The sequence below is a fragment of the Nostoc sp. genome (assembly GCF_036917575.1).
Taxonomy (GTDB): Bacteria; Cyanobacteriota; Cyanobacteriia; order Cyanobacteriales; family Nostocaceae; genus Nostoc.
Map to the genome: position 1 here is coordinate 1 of NZ_JBALDC010000073.1, position 20,440 is coordinate 20,440.

General features: G+C 38.9%; 16 protein-coding genes. 10 read left to right on the forward strand and 6 right to left on the reverse strand.

Annotated features, from left to right (window positions below; translation table 11 throughout):
- Nucleotides 1-61: 61 nt before the first annotated feature.
- Nucleotides 62-220: a DUF29 family protein gene (locus V7K79_RS22135; RefSeq protein WP_335050437.1), complete on the reverse strand. Its 159-nt coding sequence runs from the start codon at nucleotides 218-220 to the stop codon at nucleotides 62-64.
- Between the two features lie 232 nt (nucleotides 221-452).
- Entirely contained in the window at nucleotides 453-1,412 is a 960-nt protein-coding gene (locus V7K79_RS22140; protein WP_335050439.1) for a protochlorophyllide reductase, read from the reverse strand.
- A 779-nt stretch (nucleotides 1,413-2,191) separates the two neighbouring features.
- Here V7K79_RS22140 and V7K79_RS22145 point away from each other — a divergent pair.
- The 7 genes from V7K79_RS22145 to V7K79_RS22175 all read left to right on the forward strand — a co-directional run bounded on the left by V7K79_RS22145 (nucleotide 2,192) and on the right by V7K79_RS22175 (nucleotide 10,098).
- Nucleotides 2,192-3,598, forward strand: a complete 1,407-nt coding sequence (locus V7K79_RS22145; RefSeq protein WP_335050441.1) for an AAA-like domain-containing protein — start codon at nucleotides 2,192-2,194, stop codon at nucleotides 3,596-3,598.
- A gap of 139 nt (nucleotides 3,599-3,737) precedes the next feature.
- Nucleotides 3,738-5,312, forward strand: coding sequence for an AAA-like domain-containing protein (locus V7K79_RS22150; RefSeq protein WP_335050443.1), 1,575 nt, complete (start codon nucleotides 3,738-3,740; stop codon nucleotides 5,310-5,312).
- A gap of 403 nt (nucleotides 5,313-5,715) precedes the next feature.
- On the forward strand, nucleotides 5,716-5,868 hold the full coding sequence (locus V7K79_RS22155; protein WP_335050445.1) for a hypothetical protein: 153 nt from the start codon (nucleotides 5,716-5,718) through the stop codon (nucleotides 5,866-5,868).
- Between the two features lie 96 nt (nucleotides 5,869-5,964).
- Nucleotides 5,965-6,972 carry an LLM class flavin-dependent oxidoreductase gene (locus V7K79_RS22160; RefSeq protein ID WP_335050447.1) on the forward strand — a complete coding sequence of 336 codons (1,008 nt, stop codon included), beginning with the start codon at nucleotides 5,965-5,967 and terminating at the stop codon, nucleotides 6,970-6,972.
- A gap of 572 nt (nucleotides 6,973-7,544) precedes the next feature.
- On the forward strand, nucleotides 7,545-8,396 hold the full coding sequence (gene modD / locus V7K79_RS22165; protein WP_335050449.1) for a ModD protein: 852 nt from the start codon (nucleotides 7,545-7,547) through the stop codon (nucleotides 8,394-8,396).
- A 637-nt stretch (nucleotides 8,397-9,033) separates the two neighbouring features.
- Complete coding sequence (locus V7K79_RS22170; RefSeq protein WP_335050451.1) at nucleotides 9,034-9,711, forward strand: hypothetical protein; 678 nt, start codon at nucleotides 9,034-9,036, stop codon at nucleotides 9,709-9,711.
- A gap of 177 nt (nucleotides 9,712-9,888) precedes the next feature.
- Complete coding sequence (locus V7K79_RS22175) at nucleotides 9,889-10,098, forward strand: TOBE domain-containing protein (protein WP_335050453.1); 210 nt, start codon at nucleotides 9,889-9,891, stop codon at nucleotides 10,096-10,098.
- A gap of 66 nt (nucleotides 10,099-10,164) precedes the next feature.
- On the opposite strand, the gene V7K79_RS22180 is transcribed toward V7K79_RS22175, so the two are convergent.
- Nucleotides 10,165-10,923 (reverse strand): HesA/MoeB/ThiF family protein, encoded by a 759-nt coding sequence (locus V7K79_RS22180; RefSeq protein WP_335050455.1) that lies wholly within the window; start codon nucleotides 10,921-10,923, stop codon nucleotides 10,165-10,167.
- A gap of 413 nt (nucleotides 10,924-11,336) precedes the next feature.
- On the opposite strand from V7K79_RS22180, the gene V7K79_RS22185 reads away from it, so the two are divergent.
- Nucleotides 11,337-11,579: a hypothetical protein gene (locus V7K79_RS22185; protein ID WP_335050457.1), complete on the forward strand. Its 243-nt coding sequence runs from the start codon at nucleotides 11,337-11,339 to the stop codon at nucleotides 11,577-11,579.
- A 126-nt stretch (nucleotides 11,580-11,705) separates the two neighbouring features.
- Here V7K79_RS22185 and V7K79_RS22190 read toward each other — a convergent pair whose 3' ends face one another.
- Entirely contained in the window at nucleotides 11,706-11,915 is a 210-nt protein-coding gene (locus V7K79_RS22190) for a TOBE domain-containing protein (RefSeq protein WP_335050459.1), read from the reverse strand.
- A 418-nt stretch (nucleotides 11,916-12,333) separates the two neighbouring features.
- Here V7K79_RS22190 and V7K79_RS22195 point away from each other — a divergent pair, with 418 nt between their 5' ends.
- Together V7K79_RS22195 and V7K79_RS22200 are read left to right on the forward strand one after the other, a co-directional pair.
- Nucleotides 12,334-12,531 carry a hypothetical protein gene (locus tag V7K79_RS22195; RefSeq protein ID WP_335050461.1) on the forward strand — a complete coding sequence of 66 codons (198 nt, stop codon included), beginning with the start codon at nucleotides 12,334-12,336 and terminating at the stop codon, nucleotides 12,529-12,531.
- 222 nt (nucleotides 12,532-12,753) lie between these two features.
- Entirely contained in the window at nucleotides 12,754-13,593 is an 840-nt protein-coding gene (locus tag V7K79_RS22200; RefSeq protein WP_335050463.1) for a DUF928 domain-containing protein, read from the forward strand.
- A 39-nt stretch (nucleotides 13,594-13,632) separates the two neighbouring features.
- On the opposite strand, the gene V7K79_RS22205 is transcribed toward V7K79_RS22200, so the two are convergent.
- Nucleotides 13,633-16,257 carry a CHAT domain-containing protein gene (locus tag V7K79_RS22205; RefSeq protein ID WP_335050465.1) on the reverse strand — a complete coding sequence of 875 codons (2,625 nt, stop codon included), beginning with the start codon at nucleotides 16,255-16,257 and terminating at the stop codon, nucleotides 13,633-13,635.
- A complete protein-coding gene (locus V7K79_RS22210; protein WP_335050467.1) occupies nucleotides 16,223-20,299 on the reverse strand; it encodes a two-partner secretion domain-containing protein in 4,077 nt (1,358 codons plus the stop codon). Before V7K79_RS22210 ends, V7K79_RS22205 begins: the two co-directional genes overlap by 35 nt.
- Nucleotides 20,300-20,440: the final 141 nt, after the last annotated feature.

Consider the following 20,440-nt stretch of genomic DNA (forward strand, 5'->3'; position numbering starts at 1 on the left):
GAGTTCAGCCTTTTAATGACAGTAATCTGCTGTCAGACTGGCTTAGTTATGTACGGACTGATTACCGCGATTCACTAAGCAACGAATCGCACTCTTCAATTAGGTTCTCCCACTCAACGTTTGCGTAATCCTGACTTTGCAATTTTTCTACAGTCGTTTCTATCCATTGCAAGTAATCAGTTTCATATAGCGTTTGGGAATGCGCCTTTAAAGAAGACATAGCAATTTCCATCAGAAATGTTTAGATAATTTTTCGTATCTATTTACAATTAACATCAGTGCGTTAACAAAGTGTAACGCACCCTACGAACTCTAGGAATTGGGAGGTATTAATTTTGTTAAAGGTGTAGTCTCACGTTCTAGTATGTAAAGGTTACGATGTTCTGTTTACTCATCAGTATTGAGTGGAACGGTGAACACTAGATGAGCATAGTTTGTCTGTTTCTGTTCCATTATGCAAGTCCAACCAACTTGGCGCTGAGTTCCCACATGCGATCGCCTTTTTCGTCATCACGGGCTTGAGAAGAGACTTTTTGCACAAAAGACTTGCCATCTTTCTTCTGGCGATTTCCCCAACTCCAATAAACACCGGATTGATTATACTCAGGATCGGCAACCACCGTAGCGACCCGTTCTCCCGCTAACTCTTGAGATACATATCCCCCAGTGATGTACTTCTGGAATAATGGGAAGATTTTCTGAAACAGGGGATAGTGGTTTCTAAATAGCGGCGTTTCTGCAACACATCCCGGATAGAGAGAATTGAAGACGATACCGGTTGACTGGTGATAGCGCTCATGCAGTTCCCGCATAGTTAGCACGTTGCAAACCTTGCTGTCCTTGTAAGCTTTGACTGGTTCAAATTTCTTGCCATCAATCATCGATATTGGCTCTCTAAACCCTTCTGCAAAGCCTTGCAAATCGCCCAAGTCGGGACGTGGTGGAATCTTCCCACCCAGTTCGTCTGGATTGTGCGTCACAGTTCCTAAAATTACCAGTCTTGGCTCTAAAGATGACTTCTTGAGATCCTCTAGCATCAGGTTGCACAATAGGAAATGACCCAGATGATTGGTGGTGACAGTTAACTCGTAACCTTCTAAACTGCGTAATGGCTCCTTGATTAAGGGCATATAAATTGCAGCGTTACACACCAAAGCATCTAAAGACTTTCCACTGGCTCGGAAGTTCTTCACAAACTGTCGAACACTTTCCAAGGAGCCAAGGTCGATATGTATGCTGGTATAACTGTTATAAGGGATTTTCACACTTTGGGCTGCTTTTTGTGCCTTCGCTAAATCCCGACAAGCTAGTACGACATACCATCCCCTTTCAGCAAGAGCTTTTGCAGCATACAAACCCACCCCCGAAGAGGCACCCGTAATTACAACCGTTGGCTTCTGATGTTGTTCCATTCTGTTGGGCTTCCATTGACTGTCTCTAGGATCTCATACCAGTGAGCCATCATTATCACTAGGTTTTTTAGGGCTGTATTTAAGCTGAACTAAGTAAATAGAAGAGAAAATTCCTAAATATGTTACGAAAATGTAAATACAGCACATACTTTACAAATTCGTTATTTCACCGTTTTGACAAAACTAAATATATATACAGCAGATTTCAAGTAGATGAAGTACACTTCATTCGTCTCAAAGCTAGGCATAAAGGCTATTTTACTTCTGAATTCTGACTCCTTAATTCTGAATTCTGCTGTATATTGTTTTTATCGTACTTACCTACTTAACTCTCTTCCATCAGTCTGGGAAAAAGCAATTGCTGCAAGGCTTGCCATACTTCGGTTTTCAGGTTTTAGCTATATTTTTTGATTTCTAGTAGAAAATATAGCAGTCGAAGTATAGGTTAGGACTATGTTGGTTGCTGAAACCTTTAATATACTGAGTTTTGCTTAACACTCAATACCTTGCTATAAAACCTCAAACCTTGAGATTGGGTGATAGTTTCAGTTTTCTATCTAGATTATTATTTTATGAGAGTGAAGAAAGAGTGTTAACCTCTATACAAAAAATCTTCAAAAAAATATAATTATAATAATATTTTTGAAGTACTGATAAAGTTTAAAATTGTATCAATGCAATCTTGACTTTTTTTGTTTTCAAGTATTTGTTCAGATATATCTTATTACTAGACGGAAAACTATAAGTAAATTGTATAGCTTTTGAACAATTTATACGCTGTGGATAAGTTTATAGAATCTGTAAAAAAAATTCTGCAAGACAAGCCTCTCGGTTCAATTCAGTGGTTTGTGCTTTATCAATCGTGCTTGGGCAAAACTTACGGAGAAATAGCAGAGGCATCAGGCTACGGCAACAATTATATCAAGGAAATTGGTTCCGAGTTGTGGCAAGACCTTTCTATCGCACTTGGAATAAGAGTTACGAAAAAGAATCTGCATTTAGCTTTAAATAAACAATTGCAATACGAGATAGATAATCAGGAAAATCAAATCGAACAAAAGTTCAGTGAAGAATCTAGCTTAGAAATAGTTTCTCCAAACTTTTTTTCAGCAAGCAAGATAGAATTTCCTAGCGGTCCTGTGGCACTAGATTCTCCTTTTTACATCAATCGCCCTTCCCTGGAAGAACTTGTTTGTAATGAGATTTTACATCCTGGTTGCCTAATCAGGCTCAAAGCACCTAGAAAGATGGGAAAAAGTTCTCTGCTCAATCGGATGATTGCTTATGCTAGAGAGCAAGCTTATCAAATTGTTTATTTGGACTTTCAAGAAGCTGACCAAGATGTTTTTGCTTCCCTAGATAAATTTTTGCGTTGGTTTTGTATAAATGTTAGTAGGCAGTTGAATCTCCTTCCTTGTATAGATGATTTTTGGGATGTAGAAATGGGTAGCAAGGTAAGCTGCAAAATCTATTTTGAAGCTTATCTGTTGCAATATATTGATGATAGTCCTGTAGTTTTGGCTTTGAATGAAGTCCATCGGATTTTTGAACACCCCAATATTGCCCAAGACTTTCTACCAATGCTGCGATTTTGGCATGAACAAGCAAAGCAAAATCAGATTTGGCAAAAACTGCGGATGGTAGTGGTTCACACAACAGAAATTTATATTCCGCTTAAGCTCAACCAATCACCTTTCAATGTAGGTATAACAATTACATTGCCACCATTTACCTTTAAGGAGGTACAGAATTTAGCATTACGTTATGGACTAAATTGGTCAAGAAACTTGGAAGGGATAAAACGCCTTGTACCCCTACAAGCAATGATAGGAGGACATCCTTATCTGGTGAACCTTGCTTTTTATCATCTATGTCAGGGAGAAATGACATTAGAGGTATTATTAGAAACTGCATCTACACCAGTAGGAATTTACGGTCAGCATTTACGAGAACTGTTGACACTACTGCAAGCAGAACCAGAATTAATGTCAGCTATGGAACAGGTAATTGCAACAGATAAAAAAGTAGAGTTAGACGCGATCGCTGCTTATAAACTAGAAAGTATGGGTTTAGTTCAACTAAACGGCAATCAAGCTAGTGCCATGTGTGAGTTATATCGTCTTTATTTTAGTCAACAGTTTGTCAAGCAAAATAGTGCTAATGCTTCTAGGGAATTTTTCAGCTAGTTTTGAGAGTTAATAATAAGCACTAAAATTCTGATGACGGATTTAATTAATAATCGATATTGTAGGAATATTATCACATGTAAAAATACAAATTTATCAATTGAAATATAGAAGTAATTGAAAATAAAAGATTAATTAAATGAAAAATTATCGATACCAAGTTGGTGGTACTCTCACTAGTGATGCTCCTAGCTATGTTGAGCGAAGAGCGGATGTAGAACTTTACGAAGCTTTGAAACAGAATGAATTTTGCTACATCTTAAGCTGTAGGCAAATGGGTAAATCCTCACTTATGGTAAAAACAAAGCACCGCTTGCAACAAGAAGGCTTTAGATGTGCCACCGTTGATATGACTAACATTGGTTGTGAAAATATAACTCCAGAACAGTGGTATAAAGGAGTTGTCGGAGACTTATGGTTGAGTTTTAAACTGTTAGGAAAAGTCAATTTAAAAACTTGGTGGCAAGAACAAAGCGATTTTTCTTTAGTACAGAAAATCAGTCGGTTTATTTCGGAAGTTTTGTTGGCTGAGTTTCCTAACGAAAGACTATTCATTTTTATTGATGAAGTTGATAGTATACTTAACCTCAATTTCTCAGTTGATGACTTTTTTAGCTTGATTCGGTTTTGTTATAACCAACGAGCAATTAATCCAGAGTATCATCGGATTACATTTGCAATTTTTGGGGTTGCTACACCTTCAGATTTAATTATATATCGAAATAATACTACCCCGTTTAATCTTGGTAAAACTATCCAAGTAAATGGTTTCACCTTCGAGGAAGCTCAACCACTTTCTTTGGGACTAGATATTAAAGATAATCATCCTCAGAAAGTTTTGAAAGAAGTATTAGCTTGGACAGATGGGCAACCATTTCTTACTCAAAAGCTCTGTCGGTTACTTGTGAGTTTATCTCAAGATGATCTGGGTAGAAAGCTGAAAATTCCCCCTGGTACAGAAGAATTTTGGATAGAAAATGTGGTGCGATCGCACATTATCGAAAAATGGGAATCACAAGATGAACCAGAGCATCTCAGGACTATTCGCGATCGCATCCTCAGAAACGAAAAATTTGCCGCCAGATTACTAGGAATTTATCAACAAATCCTCCAAGGAATGAAAGTACCAGCCGATGATAGTCGAGAACAGGTAGAACTGTTGCTATCTGGCTTGGTAATCAAAAAACAAGGTTTTCTTGAAATAAAAAACCGAATTTATCAAGAAGTTTTCAATTTAGAATGGGTTGGAAAAAAATTAGCTTACTTGCGTCCCTACTACGAAAACTTCAATGCATGGGTAGCCTCAGAAGAAAAAGATAAATCTCGCCTATTGCGTGGACAAGCCTTAATGGATGCTCAAACGTGGGCAAATGGTAAAAACTTGAGCAACTTAGATTATCGGTTTTTAGCTGCTAGTGAAGAATTAGATCGGCGGGAAGTACAGCAAGCATTCGAGGCTGAACGCGCTCAAGAAGTTGAAGCGCGACTTCTTGAGCAACAAAAAAGGCTGGCTCAACAAAAGAAAAATGCCACAATAGTGACACTTTTGCTCGTAGGCATGACCATCAAGTTGGTAATTTCTATAGTGTGGGGAGTATCGCTCTTACGAAAAATTGATGTTTTAGAATCACAGTTAAAATGTGCCGATCTGACTACACGTCTTCAATTTTATCACTGTTCAAAATCAAGAGCTGCTAGGGAATTGTCAGAATAGCGATCGTTAAAAAACTTAGTTAGGGACTCAGCTGGAGATTGGCTAAGTTTTGCTCATATAAATTTCAGAACTAATATCTATACATTGATTAACTTAATCATACATTTATACCAGTTAAGTTGGTTGGGATAAATGTATGATTAGCTACATTTTTGAATCTATTAAGGAAATTGTAATCTGCTGTTGATACTTATTTTTTAGGTGAATGTGCCACTGAGTCTTAATTCATTCAATTCACCAACGATAAGGAATAACGGTAGAAACGGCTTGGTTTTGAAGCTGGCGATCGCATAGCTAATTAGTCATAAATAAAAAACACTTTACCAATATTTTTGGTAAAATGTAGTGCTAGATACAATCTTATGGAACAATTTTAGGTTTGATAGTAACTATCAAGCTGTATATGTCATTTGTGAATATACCAACCAATGTTAGCAAGCTAGGCGTGAGCTTTTCCATTGACTCAAAATTAGAGTCTGTAAATAATCTTCAGCTTCAGTTAGGAAAACAAGCACAAGCTGTTATTAAAGCATCTGATGTGATGATTGCTGTATAAAACAAAGCCTTAATAGTTGAATGTCTACAGCAGAATTCAGAAGTTAGAATTCCGAAGTAAAACAGGGTTTGCAACAAAAGAATAAGAACACTTGCTATGAAAACTGGACTTTTCTGCAATTACGAAAATCATCACCAAGATGCTCGTCGCGCCATCTTTGAGCAAGTGGCTTTGGTAAGACGTGCAGAAAGCTTGGATTTTGAAGAAGCTTGGATAACAGAGCATCATTTTAACGATTTCAGTGTCAGCCCATCGACTTTAGTGTTAATGGCGCATTTAGCAGGTGTAACTAACAAAATCCGATTAGGTTCAGCAGCATTATTGCTGGCATTCCACAACCCGATCGCTATTGCTGAAAGTATTGCTACACTGGATAATCTGTGCAACGGGCGACTTTCCATTGGAATTGCTAAGGGTGGACCGTTCCCCGAACAAAACAAGCACTTTGACACTCCTATGAATGAATCCCGCTCTAAAACTCTAGAGGCAATGGCATTGATTCATAAACTGCTATATGATACTGACGTGTCATTTAACGGCAAATACTATCAGTGCGAAGGTGTGACTATTTATCCGAAACCTTTGCAGAAACCGATTTCAGTATATGTAGCGACCAGCGATGATGAAGCGCTCAAGTTTACCGCTATTAATTCCCTTGGCTTAATGGGAGGAACACAGTTTTCTCTAGATAGTCTCAAGAGCAATATTACTAAATATCGTACTATTAATTCTAGTGGGTGCGATCGCCTGATGCTAGCACGGTTCTTTTTTGTTGCTCGCACTTATGATCAAGCAGTAAGTGAGGCATTGCCTTTTCTTCGCACTTTTAGCCAGAGAATGAAAGCTTTTAAAGATAAAGTCAAAAATTGCAGTAATAATAGTCAACATCTCCAGCCGATTAGCGATCAAAAAAATTCTTTTGATGAAAACTATTTGCTGGAAAACTCAATTATTGGTGATGTCATCACCTGCCGTGACAAAATAAAACGATTTCAGGATGAACTTAATTTAGAGACTTTAGCACTTAATCCTTGCTCGTTATATCTGCAAAAAAAACTAGAAACTTTGACACTTTATAAGCAGGAGGTGCAAAATTATGTCTGAAGAAACTGCAATCGTTGAATTTGCGATCGCTTATCATCTAACGATATATAATTTTTGACCGCAGTATACCATTTTTAAAGAGGCTGACTAGGATAGAGAGTAATCGCAGTAAGTATTCTGCATTTGCACTATCGTTTCCATTGCCAAAATACTCACTGCATTTACTAACTATAGCGGTTCCCATTTAGATGCGGTACAACATTATATCGCGGGGTGTAGGGGTACGGCAGTGCCGTGCCCCTACGGATGTACTTCACGCAAACGAGAAGCGCTGTATGATGATTCCACTGAGCATATAATTATTTGCTTGATGCACCTACCACGTACACTGATTGCAAGTATGGTCGGTGCTAGTTTGACCTCAAACTTAATATTAGAAGTCAATAGTTTCCAATTTCAGCATTTAACTAATTCTGACGACTCAAATATATATTTTTTCTTAACAAAGTTATGTTATTACCAACTATTTGGGACAATAGTAGTAATTATTACAATTCCGACAACTAAATGAGATTAGGTTTAGTGTGAATCTTGATTGAGCTATTTATTTGTCAGCCGATCATAAAACTAAAATGAGTGTTTTCTTTTCAGATGAGGCGATCGCTAAGTTAATTCAGGAAGATGTTCCCTACCTAGATTTGACAACCTACGGACTTGGCATTGGCAAGCAACTTGGTGAAATCAAGTTTTCTACCCGTCATCCGATGACAATTTGTGCTACTGAAGAAGCAGCCAGAGTATTAAAATATTGTGGTGCCGAAGTTCATTATCAAGTCGAAAGTGGTACAGTTTGCCAAGAGAAGCAATTAATTCTTCAAGCTAGTGGCACTGCTCAAGCTTTGCACAGTGGCTGGAGAGTTGCTTTAAATTTGATGGAATACGCCTCTGGTATTGCTTCACGTACAAGAGTATTAGTAGATACTGCTAAAACAGTAAATCAGTCTATTTCTATTGTGACTACTCGTAAATGTTTCCCAGGTACTAGAGCGCTTTCTATCAAAGCAGTTCTAGCTGGCGGAGGTTTTTTTCATCGCTTAGGATTATCTGAAACAGTTTTAATCTTTAGCCAACACCTAATATTCCTGGGAGGTATAGTTGGACTAACTGAGCGCATGGATGAACTGCGACAAAAGTTTCCAGAACAAAGTATTTGCGTTGAAGTAGATACACCAGAAGATGCTTGGATGGTTGCTCAAGCAGGTGTAGATTTAATTCAGTTTGATAAAATTCCCTTACCAAACCTTGAGCCTCTAGTTTTGAAGTTGAAGCAGCAGCATCCAAACTTAAAATTAGCGGCTGCTGGTGGTATTACCTCTGAAAATATAAAGGATTATGCTAGCACTGGTGTGAATATTTTAGTGACAAGTTCACCCTACTTTGGTAAACCGTGCGATATTGCAGCCAAAATGATCATGGCACAGTAATGCATTTTTATATTTAGTTTGATACTTAAGATTGCAGTTGTTAAAACGCAGGAGTTAAGCCAGAAAGAACAGCTAAAGAGTTTATTAGCTTGATAGTTACCTATTTTTAAGGTAAATAACGATAGCTTATAGCAATTCTATTTGATTTGTGAAAATTTCTTGTGTCCAGATCCACGACTTCTTTGAGAAGTCGCGGATCTAATTTTTTACGAATGATTTACGACTAGAGTTTCTTTATAATATTAAGCCCAACTATTTTTAAAAGAAATAAAAATTAATTTTGTTAGCGTTTGATTACTATATTAGTTGGTATTTTACTCAATAAGTTGGTATTATCTAGATTAGATTACACAGATACACTTATCCATTTTGAAGAACGCAAATCTAACAAGAAATTTGCGACTAACTTTGGCGTCAGGATTTATTAGTTTTTAATATGAGTTATTAAAAACTAGTTATTTGGTAGTGTCTGGTAAGAAGTTGAAAGCTGAACGATAGAACTGTTTTTATTTTTAGCTAACAGAATCTATTATCAAATTGCTCAAGTTTAGTAATAAAAATACTAATTTTGTTTAGCAAACAGCTTTGAGCAAAACTATCAAGTTTTGTCAATAAATAGGAAAAGGAAAAGAATTTTATGCGTTTTACCCGCCAAATACCCATTGCGTCTTTAATACTATCGATACTGGTTTTATGGCAGCCCACTTTAGCAGAATCAAAAAGGGATATTCCTTGGAATAAAGAAGAAAAAACACCTTCAATCTGGGATAAAAATAAGTGTCTTGGAGGTTCTTCGCAAAGTTTTCGCTTGGGTGGAGAACTCAATAATCCAGCCACTTATAACTTGCAAAAACTGCAAAATTTACGAGATACTTTAAAAAAACAAAATCCAGCATTAGTTACTGAAATTACTGTGAGCTTTCAAACCGGCTCAGGGCCACGAACAGAAACATACTATGGGGTTCCTCTATGGGAATTAATTAATAATCCGAAAGCCGGAGGTGGTCTAAAACCTGGGAATTCTGGGGTGAATAGTAAAAACTCTTTTCTGAGGCAATATGTTTTAGTTGATGCCACAGATTGCTATGGTGCAGTCGTAGCTATTGGTGAAATTCAACCTAACTTTGAAGGAAAAACAGTGCTAATAGCATTTGCCAAAAAAGGTAGTGATGGTAAAGTACTACCTTTAACAGATGAAGGATTTGCTCGTTTAGTAGTTCCAGGTGACAAAGCTGGAGGTCGTTACGTTAGTAATGTGACAAATATCGTCATATTATCTGCTCCTGCTTCTCCTTTGAAACCAAAATATTTCTGAAAACCCGTCTGATTAAAGATGCCTACAACAAATAGTTCATCTTCTAATACCAGTTGATATCTAAGTTCTTCTGCAAGGCAGAAGATAGCATCCCACTAAATAAAGATAATCTAATAATCTGATAGTTGTTAGTATTACTCAGTTTAGAATTATCTTAAAACTAGGGAGTATCAAAATATGGAAGTTAGCGCTCGTAATTCCTTTAAAGGAACTATTAAGGAAATTCATGCAGGAGCAGTCAACTCTGAGGTCATATTAGAAATTGCGCCTGGGGTGGAAGTAACTGCAATTATTACCAAAGAGTCGGTAGAGCATCTCCAACTTCAAGAGGGAAAACAAGCGATCGCTGTAATTAAAGCGTCAGATGTCATAATTGCTACAGAATAGCTTGAAATGAGCAGATTAAGTTGTGGCGATCCGCCTAGAAGTGGATCGCTACAATTATCTAACTATTTAAGAATTTTTCTCTTCAAAACTGCTACTACATACCAGACATGAACGATCGCGATAAGAATGTCGTTTGGCAAATTCCATTCGCATCAAGTCGATTGTCAGCAGTTGTGACAATAGCGGTTGACTAAACTTAGTAATCAGCTTTATTACCTCTAATGCACTAAGACAAGCTAGTGTCCCAGAAACAGCACCGATAACTGAGAACCCACGCTGATTCCAATCAGGCTTTTCTGGGAACAAGCATGATAGACAAGGAGTGACACCAGGAATAATCGTTGTCAAGTAAGCTTCCATTCCGTCCATTGCAGCTTCTACCATTGGTTTTTGCCAGCGCACGCAAGCCTCATTGAGCAAGTTCCGCTCTGTGAAATTGTGGGCGCAATCAACAGCTATATCAGCAGATTGCATTAAAGAATCTACATTATCTTTCGTAACGTAATCATGAACTGCTTCCACCTGAATATCAGGATTAATAGCTTGCAGAGTTTCTTTGGCTTTGAGTACTCTTGGCTTACCTACCCAATCATTAGTCATCAGAACCTGACGATTCATATCATCTAGCCGTAAATCACCACCCCGAACTAGGATTAGCCGCCCAACACCCGCTACTGCTAAATAAAGCGCTGATGTACCGCCTAATCCCCCTACACCTGTAACCAAAACCGTTGCAGACTTCAAGCGTTTTTGTCCTACTTCGCCAAAATTGGGAAGCATCATTTGGCGGTGATAGCGTTCTAACTCACTGGGTGTTAAGTTCATCGCTTTTTACCTCTTTATCAGTCGTAAAATTTACCATCTAGTTGGTAGCAAGTATTGTAGTTGTCTATACATTTTTCTAATTTGTTACCTGTAAAATTGGTATTTTTTCTAGACATCATTAAGGGAGCTATAGGAATCCGGCTTGATTTCTAAAATTATTTGTGTAGGGAGGGAACACGAAAGAAGCCTCTTGAAGTTGTGCCTAGCTTCGTAAAAATCAAATATTAGTCCTATATGTATAGCTGGAGGCAGAAGGCAGAAGGCAGAAGGCAGAAGGCAGGAGGTAAAACTATTACTATTCCTAGCTTTCATTTTTTTAAAATGTCCTAACATATCTGACTACGGCTATACAATACTGTTTATCCTGGGTTAAATGCTTAATGAAATAAGCCCCACAGCAAAGCGTAGGGCCTTTGAAGTATTATTACTTTCTGGTGGGATATACAGCAATGGCTGATGCAGGAATCTGTACGGTATTTATAACTGCTGCCTTGAGGTTGGGATTTATCCTTGTTTATAGTGCGCGATCCGACTTGGCGATTCTCAAAGAATACTTGGAACAATCACCAGTACAGCAGTTTATCCCTATGTTGGGACATCAAAAGCGTGCGATCGCAATTCTATGTAGACATTTGCTAGCGTGGCTAATAGACTAAATAGCTTTGGTTTAGCTGATCTACAACATATTATTGATAGGACAGTTATACCAACAATTTACCTATGCGATCGCGTTACTACAGAGCAGTTTGATAGCCCCCCTTAATAGAATTCCAACAATTACTTTAGTCTATGGCAATTATCACATCTGATGATTTAATTATGGCGTAGACTTCTTTACCTTCAGTAAGTTTGAGATTTTCTGCTGATGATTTGGTAATAATTGCAGTCACCTCTACCCCTGATGCTACTTCTATTGTTACTTCAGTATTTACAGAGCCAACGACGACGTTTTTTACAGTTCCTTTAAGAGCATTACGAGCGCTAACTTGCATTTTATAACTCCTACTGTCTTTTTATTTACACATAGATAATAACAACTAATTCAATTAATCTGTATCGTAACTGATAGAAAATATATATTTTTTACTATTTATTAATATATAAAATATCCACAAATAATTTGGTAATTATATCTTTTTAAACCAATTTATTTGGTAATAAAACTACTATAAAGTAGTTGTAGTTAATCCAACCATTTTTCAGACTGTTATCTGACACACGCAAAAGAAATTTTTGATAGTACTTCATTTTGTAACATTAAGTTGGGCAACAAAAGTAAACTTAATTTGGTAATGATGAAAATGCTAGTGCTAAGGTGAAGGTTAAAAGCTTCAGTGGATAGACATCATCTTATAGTTACTGCATAGACAGCTTTGGGAAATTTTTTATACAAAAAAGGCAAATAGATAAATGAAATACCGCAGACATCACAACAACAAAGGTAAGCAGCAAATTCGTTCCCACAAAACCTTAAGACAAGTGCAGCGTATAGCTCAACGCTTAGGAATTCCTTTTACTTTTTTTAAATTTGTCCCACCAAGTTTCATCTCGGCAATAGTAGTGGGTTGCAAAAAGGTTGTACCAGTAATTCTAGAATCTATAACATAAGGTTGTCTAGGATTATAATATGTAGTTACGTTTGGGCCAAACTTTAAAGAGAAAGCCATAGCAATTGGCGTAAAATGTTTTCACTAGTTCGGATGTCGATTGATAGGTGACACTCTACAAAGATGCGATCGCCTATAAAAATAATGACGCTCAATTTAACCAAATGCAACGTTAACCTTTATGATGACGATAGCAACAAGCAAAAATCATACCAGTTAAGTCATGAAATGGATCTTAACAACTGCTCTGATTTTGAGCAGCACTACCCAATATTCAGCACAAGTAACAGATCAAACTAAACAACCAGTTACTAATAAACAGCCTACACAACCAGTTAAAATACCTGCTTCCCCTCAACAACCTACTTCTCGACCAGTTTTTATTTTACCAAACGCACCTGCTCCATTAAGTCCTGTATCTGGGCGGAGAGCAGGAATGGGTAGTCGAGATAATTGCCCTGCGGTTTCAATCCCGCTCACTGCTTTAGTACCATTTCAAGAGGAACAAAAGGTTGGCAAACAGACAAACAAATCAATTATCGGGACTGTAGAGGGTCTAACCACTTTAGAACGGCCTACATTTTGGTTTTACATTCCCTATACTAAGGATTTGTCTAACTCAAGTGCTGAATTTAGCCTACAGGATAGCGCCGAAAATGATATTTATAGAAATGCGATCGCCCTACCTTCAAAGCCAAGTATCATTGGTATTTCTCTCCCTAGTACTACTTCATTAAAAGTAGATCAGACATATCGCTGGTATTTAAAAGTACGTTGTAACCAAGAGACAGCAAGCATTCCTGTATATGTAGAAGGAGACATTAAAAGAATCAATTTAGATTCTCGTGTTATGCAACAATTAAAAGCCGCAAATGAGCCTCGACAGAAGATTATAATCTATGCTGAAAAAGGGATTTGGTTTGACGCTTTAAATATGCTAGCCCAAATACGCATATCTAATTATAGAGATGCATTTCTTGAAAAAGATTGGCAAAGTTTATTGCAATCCATCAATTTGGATAATATTGCTACGATGCCTCTAATAAAATTACCAAACCGCTAATAATTTCATATCCAGTAAAGTATTTTTTAGCCGAGATTTCTACAACCAATTACCAACTAAAACGTAGGGTGCCCAGTACATTGGACGGTTATATTCAGGAGCTTCAAGTAATTTTAGTTGAGCAAAGCGTAAAGCTTCTGCCGTAGTTTTACCACTCACTAACTGGCGATAAAATTCCTCAATAAATAAAGCTGTAGAGTTATCACCAATTTGCCATAGGGAGGCTAAAGTACTCCGCGCACCAGCACGCAAAGCAACTCCTGCTAATCCCAAAGCGGCTCGGTTATCTCCTGCTGCTGTTTCGCAAGCGCTCAAAACAAGTAATTCAACTGGTTCTGTTAGTTTTTGCTCTCTACTTTTAAGCAAACTATCTAATTCACTCACATTGATGCGTCCATCAGCTGCTAGGATAAAAGTGTCTTTTGCTTTAGAGCTAAATTGCCCGTGAGTTGCCAAGTGAACAACTCTAAAAGGTTGAGCGTTGATGGTTTGTCTTAAAGTCTTACTAGTAAAATTTTTATCCAATAATGTCGTTGTCGATACCCCTGATTCCTGAATTAATTTCAGTTCAACCTTAACGTAGGGAAGCGCTGCAAAATTTTCATTTTTGGGTGGTTGCGATAGTCCTCCAGCAAGGGTATTTAATTTTTTCTGTCCTAAAGGTTTGGGAGTAAATAGTTGTAGTCCTGGGCTAATAACTACAGAGTATTTTTGGACTAAATACTCTTTGCCATCATATAATGCAGACATCGGGATATTTCGCAACAACCCGTCTGGAATAAAGACTAGAGTATTAACTTTACTATTCTTAAGGTCTGTTTCAACTGGTTTGATTAACCAGTTATAAAGCTGTTGAGAAACTGCTTGAAATTGTAGATTAGCATCAGGTTCAACTATTGTTTTTCGTATTTTTGTAATAACTTGCTCTACTTGCTGACGGTTGACTTGAAAAGTTTTATGAATTAACGGTTGCTTGGGAAGTTTGATGATAATTTCTAAATAGTTATCTAGGATAATCGGGTATAAAATAGCAGTATTTGGGTTGTCACGGTCTACTACTTTGTCTAAAACCACAAATTGGTTACTTAAGCAAGCTTCTCGAAAAAAATTGTCGAGTTCTGCAACTTGCAAAGCTTCCATTCGCTGACGTACTTTATCTAAATCAGGCTTTCCTTGTCCTTTTTCTTGTAAAATCAACTCTACAGACTGCCGATAAAGAGGTTCTATGCGATCGCGAAAATTGAGTTGTACGTCTCGATTAGCTCCCACTAAATCGCTGCGAAGAGACTGAAGAGTTGTTACAGCAGCATCATAAGCAGATATGGCGGCTGGGATATTTCCCTGTGCTTTGAGTAAGCGTCCTAACTGCCACTCAAGGCGATAAGCTATATCTGAGGCATCAATTTTTTGAGCCAGAAACAACCCTTGCTGCGTCAAATCCTGTGCTTCTTGCCATTGAAAGTTATGTTCGTAAACTTCTCCCAAGCTGCCCAGTGCAGAGGATTCGGCACGTTCATCGCCGATTATTTTGGCTTGCTGAACGCTACTTGCCAGAATCTCTGCAATGTCTTTTTTTTTACCAATTGTGGTTAGAGTCTGAGCAAAATAAATCCGTGCATAAATACCAGCTTGATTGCTAGGCAGATTGGGTAATTGAGATTGGATTGTGGGTATTAATGACTTTGCTTCCGTAATGCGTTGGTTTTCAACCAGCAAACTCAGTTGATTAATCAGGGCTTGAACTTTGGCTAGAGAGTTTGGTGCAATTTTGGCAGCATTTTCATAATGAGCGATCGCATTTTTAATATCACTTAACGACCTAGCAGTATTACCGAGGCTAAATTCCGTCAAACTAATTTCTAGAGGCAGTTGCAGACGTTGAGCGATTTCTAAGCTTTGCTGTAAGTTTTTTTGGGATAACTCTAGTTCGCCTAATTGTTGTAAGACATTGCCAAGCGATCGCAAAGCTGTTACTTTTACAGGTGAGTCAGGTTGGGAAATTAATTGTTGGGATACTTCATTCAATATATCTAAGCTACGGCGATAAAAACCAGCAACTCGTAGGGCTTGTGCTTGGTTAATCCGGCTGCGCGTTATTCCAGCAGTATCACCTAATTTCTTCCAGATTTGCTCTGCTTGTTGTGATGTTTTTATAGATGCATCAGTTTGTCCCTGTGCTAATTGCAATTCGCCCTGAATATTTAGAGTTTGTGCAAGAATTTCTAACAATTCAGATTTTGGATTGTTGACATTTAACTTTTGATTTATCTCATCCCAGCCAAGTAAATTTAAGCTATTGTCAATAGTTGCATAAGCTTCTTTCCACGAGCCGAGTTGCTGGTATACAACAGAGAGATTAGTCAACGCTGCGGCTTGTGCGAGGTTATTGCTTTCTTGTTGATAGGTACGGACAGCTTGTTGTAAAATAATTACGGCTTCAGTAAAGCGCCCAGTCTGATAAGGTGCTTCTCCTTGTTCAAGAAGTTGCTGTGGTGTTGTGGCTGGGGGTTTATTGATTGGAATGTGAAACCCGTTTGGTGAATTTGTCTTTTGTTGTTTAGCGAATGTGCAAGGGATAATAGTCAGGAAAATAGCAAGGGTAAATAGGACTACGGGAGTTACCGCAAATCTAATTACTCGCTTTGGCATCTGAAATTTTGTCATATTTCACACCTCCCTGAGATACAGGACAGGAAGCAGGTGTTTGCCAAGGGCTGTGGGGGTTGAGTTGAGGAATCTGTGCTACTAGTTCTATGTTTCCCTTGCGATCAATTACCCAGCCAGAAGCTTCCACAAGTGGAGTTGTAGCAGCAATTTTAGGAGTAGTTGAAACTGCTGTTGGTTGTGGCTGAGTTGTTGTGTTTGCCTTTTCTGTGTTTGGTCTTAATCTCACCCACGCAGACACAGTACTTGAATCTTGTAATGGTTCAGTGGGACTCATGGGTAGTCCACCGCGTCCCGTTGCCACAAATGTATTTTGGAATTGCCGAGTTCCAGGTGTACAGGCATTGGAAATTTGCCTAGAAGCATCAACTAGATTAACTGGGAGTTCGACTAAGCCGTTACTAGGGTCTACATCAGGTCGAGTAATTTCTATATTGCCGCTTAAATCAGGAGTTGCACCTGTGGCGGTGATATCGCTTGTGTTTAGCGAAGGCTCAATTCGGGACTGAATGCCAAAGATCCCTGCAATATTTTTGATGGTGACATTCCCACCACGAAAGTTCGCAGAATCTGCTCTAATATCGCTATTTTCCTTGGTAAGAGCAACGATGAAGCCATTTTTGGTATTAATTGTGATGTTACCACCAGTGATATCATAACCACTGGCGTTAGTGGTTATGCTGCTACCTCGACGTAACAATAGTAGAGGCGAGTTGAGAAAGATATCTCCACCTCCTCCTGTAGTGTCAGCGCTTATTTTTGCACCGTTGTTAAGATGGATAGAGTCAGCCTGTACTGTAAGATTGCCTGCACTTCCCGAACCAACACTGCTCACAGTTAGTCCACTGGCTGCACCTTGATTGCCTACTTTCGGTTTGCCATATATATCGAGATTGTCAGCGCCGAATTGAGCAAGTCGAGCTAAGTAAGTTGGATCGCTGTCTGTTATTGTCGCACCGCCGGTGGCATCAAGAGTGATGCTACCCGCACGCCCACTACCAGATGTGATGGCAGTCAGTTGCCCACCCGATATTGCCTCAAAAGTATTCGTATTGATATTAATTGCTCCCCCTGTTCCACTGGCTGTAGTTCGGGCATCTACAAGCGCGCTATTGGAAATACTGAATGTATTTGTATTCACTGCTATATTGCCACTAACTCCAGAGGAATTGGTGTTGGTAAATATACCACTCGATACTGCATCTACGAACTGTGGAGGAGAATTGAACCTGGGTGGAATATTGTTTTGAAAAAGGTCGGTGGGAGCCACTGTTGTATTAGTCCCAGATAAACTAACTTTATCTGTAGTATTGATGAGGATATTACCAGCTTTTCCTTCTCCTGATGTGACTGTATTCAGTTGAGCGCCATCTGTTAATAAGAGCGATTGGGCTGTGATGTTAATCCCTTGAGCATCCCCAGTTGCCCCTTTTTGTACGGCAGTAGAGATGTCACTATCAGCCAGCGAAATTGCACCCATAGTCTCCATAGAAATCCCGCCAGCATTTCCTTGTCCTTGAGTGCTAGCAGATATCAAAGATTGATAAGAAAAGACAAATCCTGCTTGGATATCTATATCTCCAGCTTCGCCCTTGCCATTAGCAAAAAGTGTAGTCGTAATAAAGCTCTGGTCTAGAGATAAACCATCCCTGAGATGGATTGATATCTTGCCAGCATTTCCCTCTACTTTCTTCTCCAAATTATTGTCGTCACCCACTCCAGTAGCTAAAAAAGAGCTGTTTATTAATTGGAGAGATGGCGCATTAATCCTAACATTGCCTCCATTGCCTTTTATCGTGTTATTACTTAGGGTGCAGCCAACGGCGATTAATGAGCAGATTCCAACATTGCTGAATGCGCTACCTCGATCAAATAATACGCGATCGCCGGCATTAATAGTAATATTTCCAGCATCTCCCTTTTCTCCATTGGCGCTGGCTGCTAAGAAAGATTTACCAGCCACAGAAAGTGTGCCAGTATCAATGGTTATATTGCCTGCATCTCCTTCACCTTGGGTGTTGGAAATTAATTGAGCGCCATTGGTTAAGGAAAGCGACCCACTAATGATTTTGATGTCACCTCCCTTCCCTTCTACTTGCGTGGTATCACCAGCAAGCTGATTAACATCAGTGTATACTTTAGCTCCATTCTCAAAGGAGGCGGTATCGCGGGCATCAATAGTGATATTTCCGGCATTTCCCTGTCCATTGGCGCTGGCAGCTAAGAAAGATTCATTAGCGACAGAAAGCGAGTCTGTATCAATGGTTATATTGCCTGCATTTCCCACTCCCGAAGTGCTGGCAGTCACTTCAGAGTTATTTGTGACGAAAAATGACTTTATGTTGAAGCTGATATTACCCGCATCTCCTACTCCCGCAGTGCTGGCATTAAGCTGAGAACCATTGGTTAAGGAAAGCAACCTGCTAGTAATTTTGATGTCGCCTCCATCACCTTTTACTTGTGTGGCATCACCAGAAAGCTGATTAAGATCGGTGTATACTTTAGCTCCATTCTCAAAGGAGGCGGTATCGCGGGCATCAATAGTGATATTTCCGGCATTTCCCTGTCCATTGGCGCTGGCAGCTAAGAAAGATTCATTAGCGACAGAAAGCGAGTCTGTATCAATGGTTATATTGCCTGCATTTCCCACTCCCGAAGTGCTGGCAGTCACTTCAGAGTTATTTGTGACGAAAAATGACTTTATGTTGAAGCTGATATTACCCGCATCTCCTACTCCCGCAGTGCTGGCATTAAGCTGAGAACCATTGGTTACGGTAAGTAATCCTGTACTAATGCTGATGTCGCCTCCCTTGCCTTTCGTGGTTACATTGGTATATGCTTGACCTCCCCGATCAAACAATACGCGATCGCGGGCATTAATATTGATATTTCCAGCATCTCCCTTTTTTCCATTGGCGCTGGCTGCTAAGAAAGAGTCTTCAAAAACAGAAAGTGAGTTAGTATTGATAGTCACGTTGCCTGCATTTCCCTGTCCTTTGGTACTGGCTGCTAGAAAAGAGTTCTTGCTCAGAGAAAGTGAATCAGCATTGATATTAATATTTCCACTATTGCCCACAGCATTCTTTAGCACTTGATTGGAAATATTGCTGCTGTTTGCGATCGCAACTATCCCAGTGGCATTAATTTTAATATCTCCCGCCTGAGTTTTGGATGAACCAACGCCTGAAATTCCTGTTATCAGTTGGCTTCCCTCCGATATATTCAAATTTGCTGCATTGACAGCAATACTACCACCACTACTTGCAAGTACATTCACTTCAGCTTGATTGGTGAGAGACACATCAGCTTGTGGCACTCCTTGGGGAAAATTCAAACCAAGAAAATCCCCGTTAGAAAAAAGCCTGACGGTGTTTTCTCCTACTACTCCCCCCAACTCTACACTTCCCGAAGGAGCTACAAGCTTCCCACCATCCATGCTCATATTGCCGCCAACAAGTATTAAACTTTTAGCAGGATTTACCTGTAGATTAGACCTTTCTACCGAAATATTTCCAGCATTACTCCCGAATTGCAAACCAATAGGGACATTAATAGTTAACAAAGGTGTAGATTGAGGATTTTTGGCACTAAATTCAAATCCATCAGTAAATTTCATACTATTGGCAGATGTGGCAAAAAATGAACCACCAATATTTAATCGAGCATTCTCACCAAAGATAATCCCATTGGGATTAATTAGGAAGAGGTTAGCTGTGCCGTTAGCTCGGATTAAACCATCAATATTAGAGATAGAATTTCCTGTGACTCGGCTAATAATGTTTTGAATGTTGGCAGGATTGTTAAAAAATACCTCCGAGCCAGTAGGAACAGAAAAATCTTTAAAGCTGTGGAACAGATTACCCCTTGCTTGACTTCCTCCGGTGATTTTGAAGGTGTTGTTCTCTAATTTTACATTGGAATTATTTGGCAGAGTGCCATCTGGGGTGATTTGGGCAACTGAGATATTTGTATAAAAGGCGATCGCACTGACAATGGCAATTCCTAAACCTTGTAGCCAGTTTGGCGCAGTTCTAAAAGACATTGCACTCTCCTATAGAAAAGGAAATTTTGCTTGGAAGCCTCAATCTTGAGTATAAGTGTCAGCACAATCAACTTATCCACAAGAGAGGATATTACCGAACTGGTATTACTGAATCAAGTGAATAAAATCATGTCACTGCTA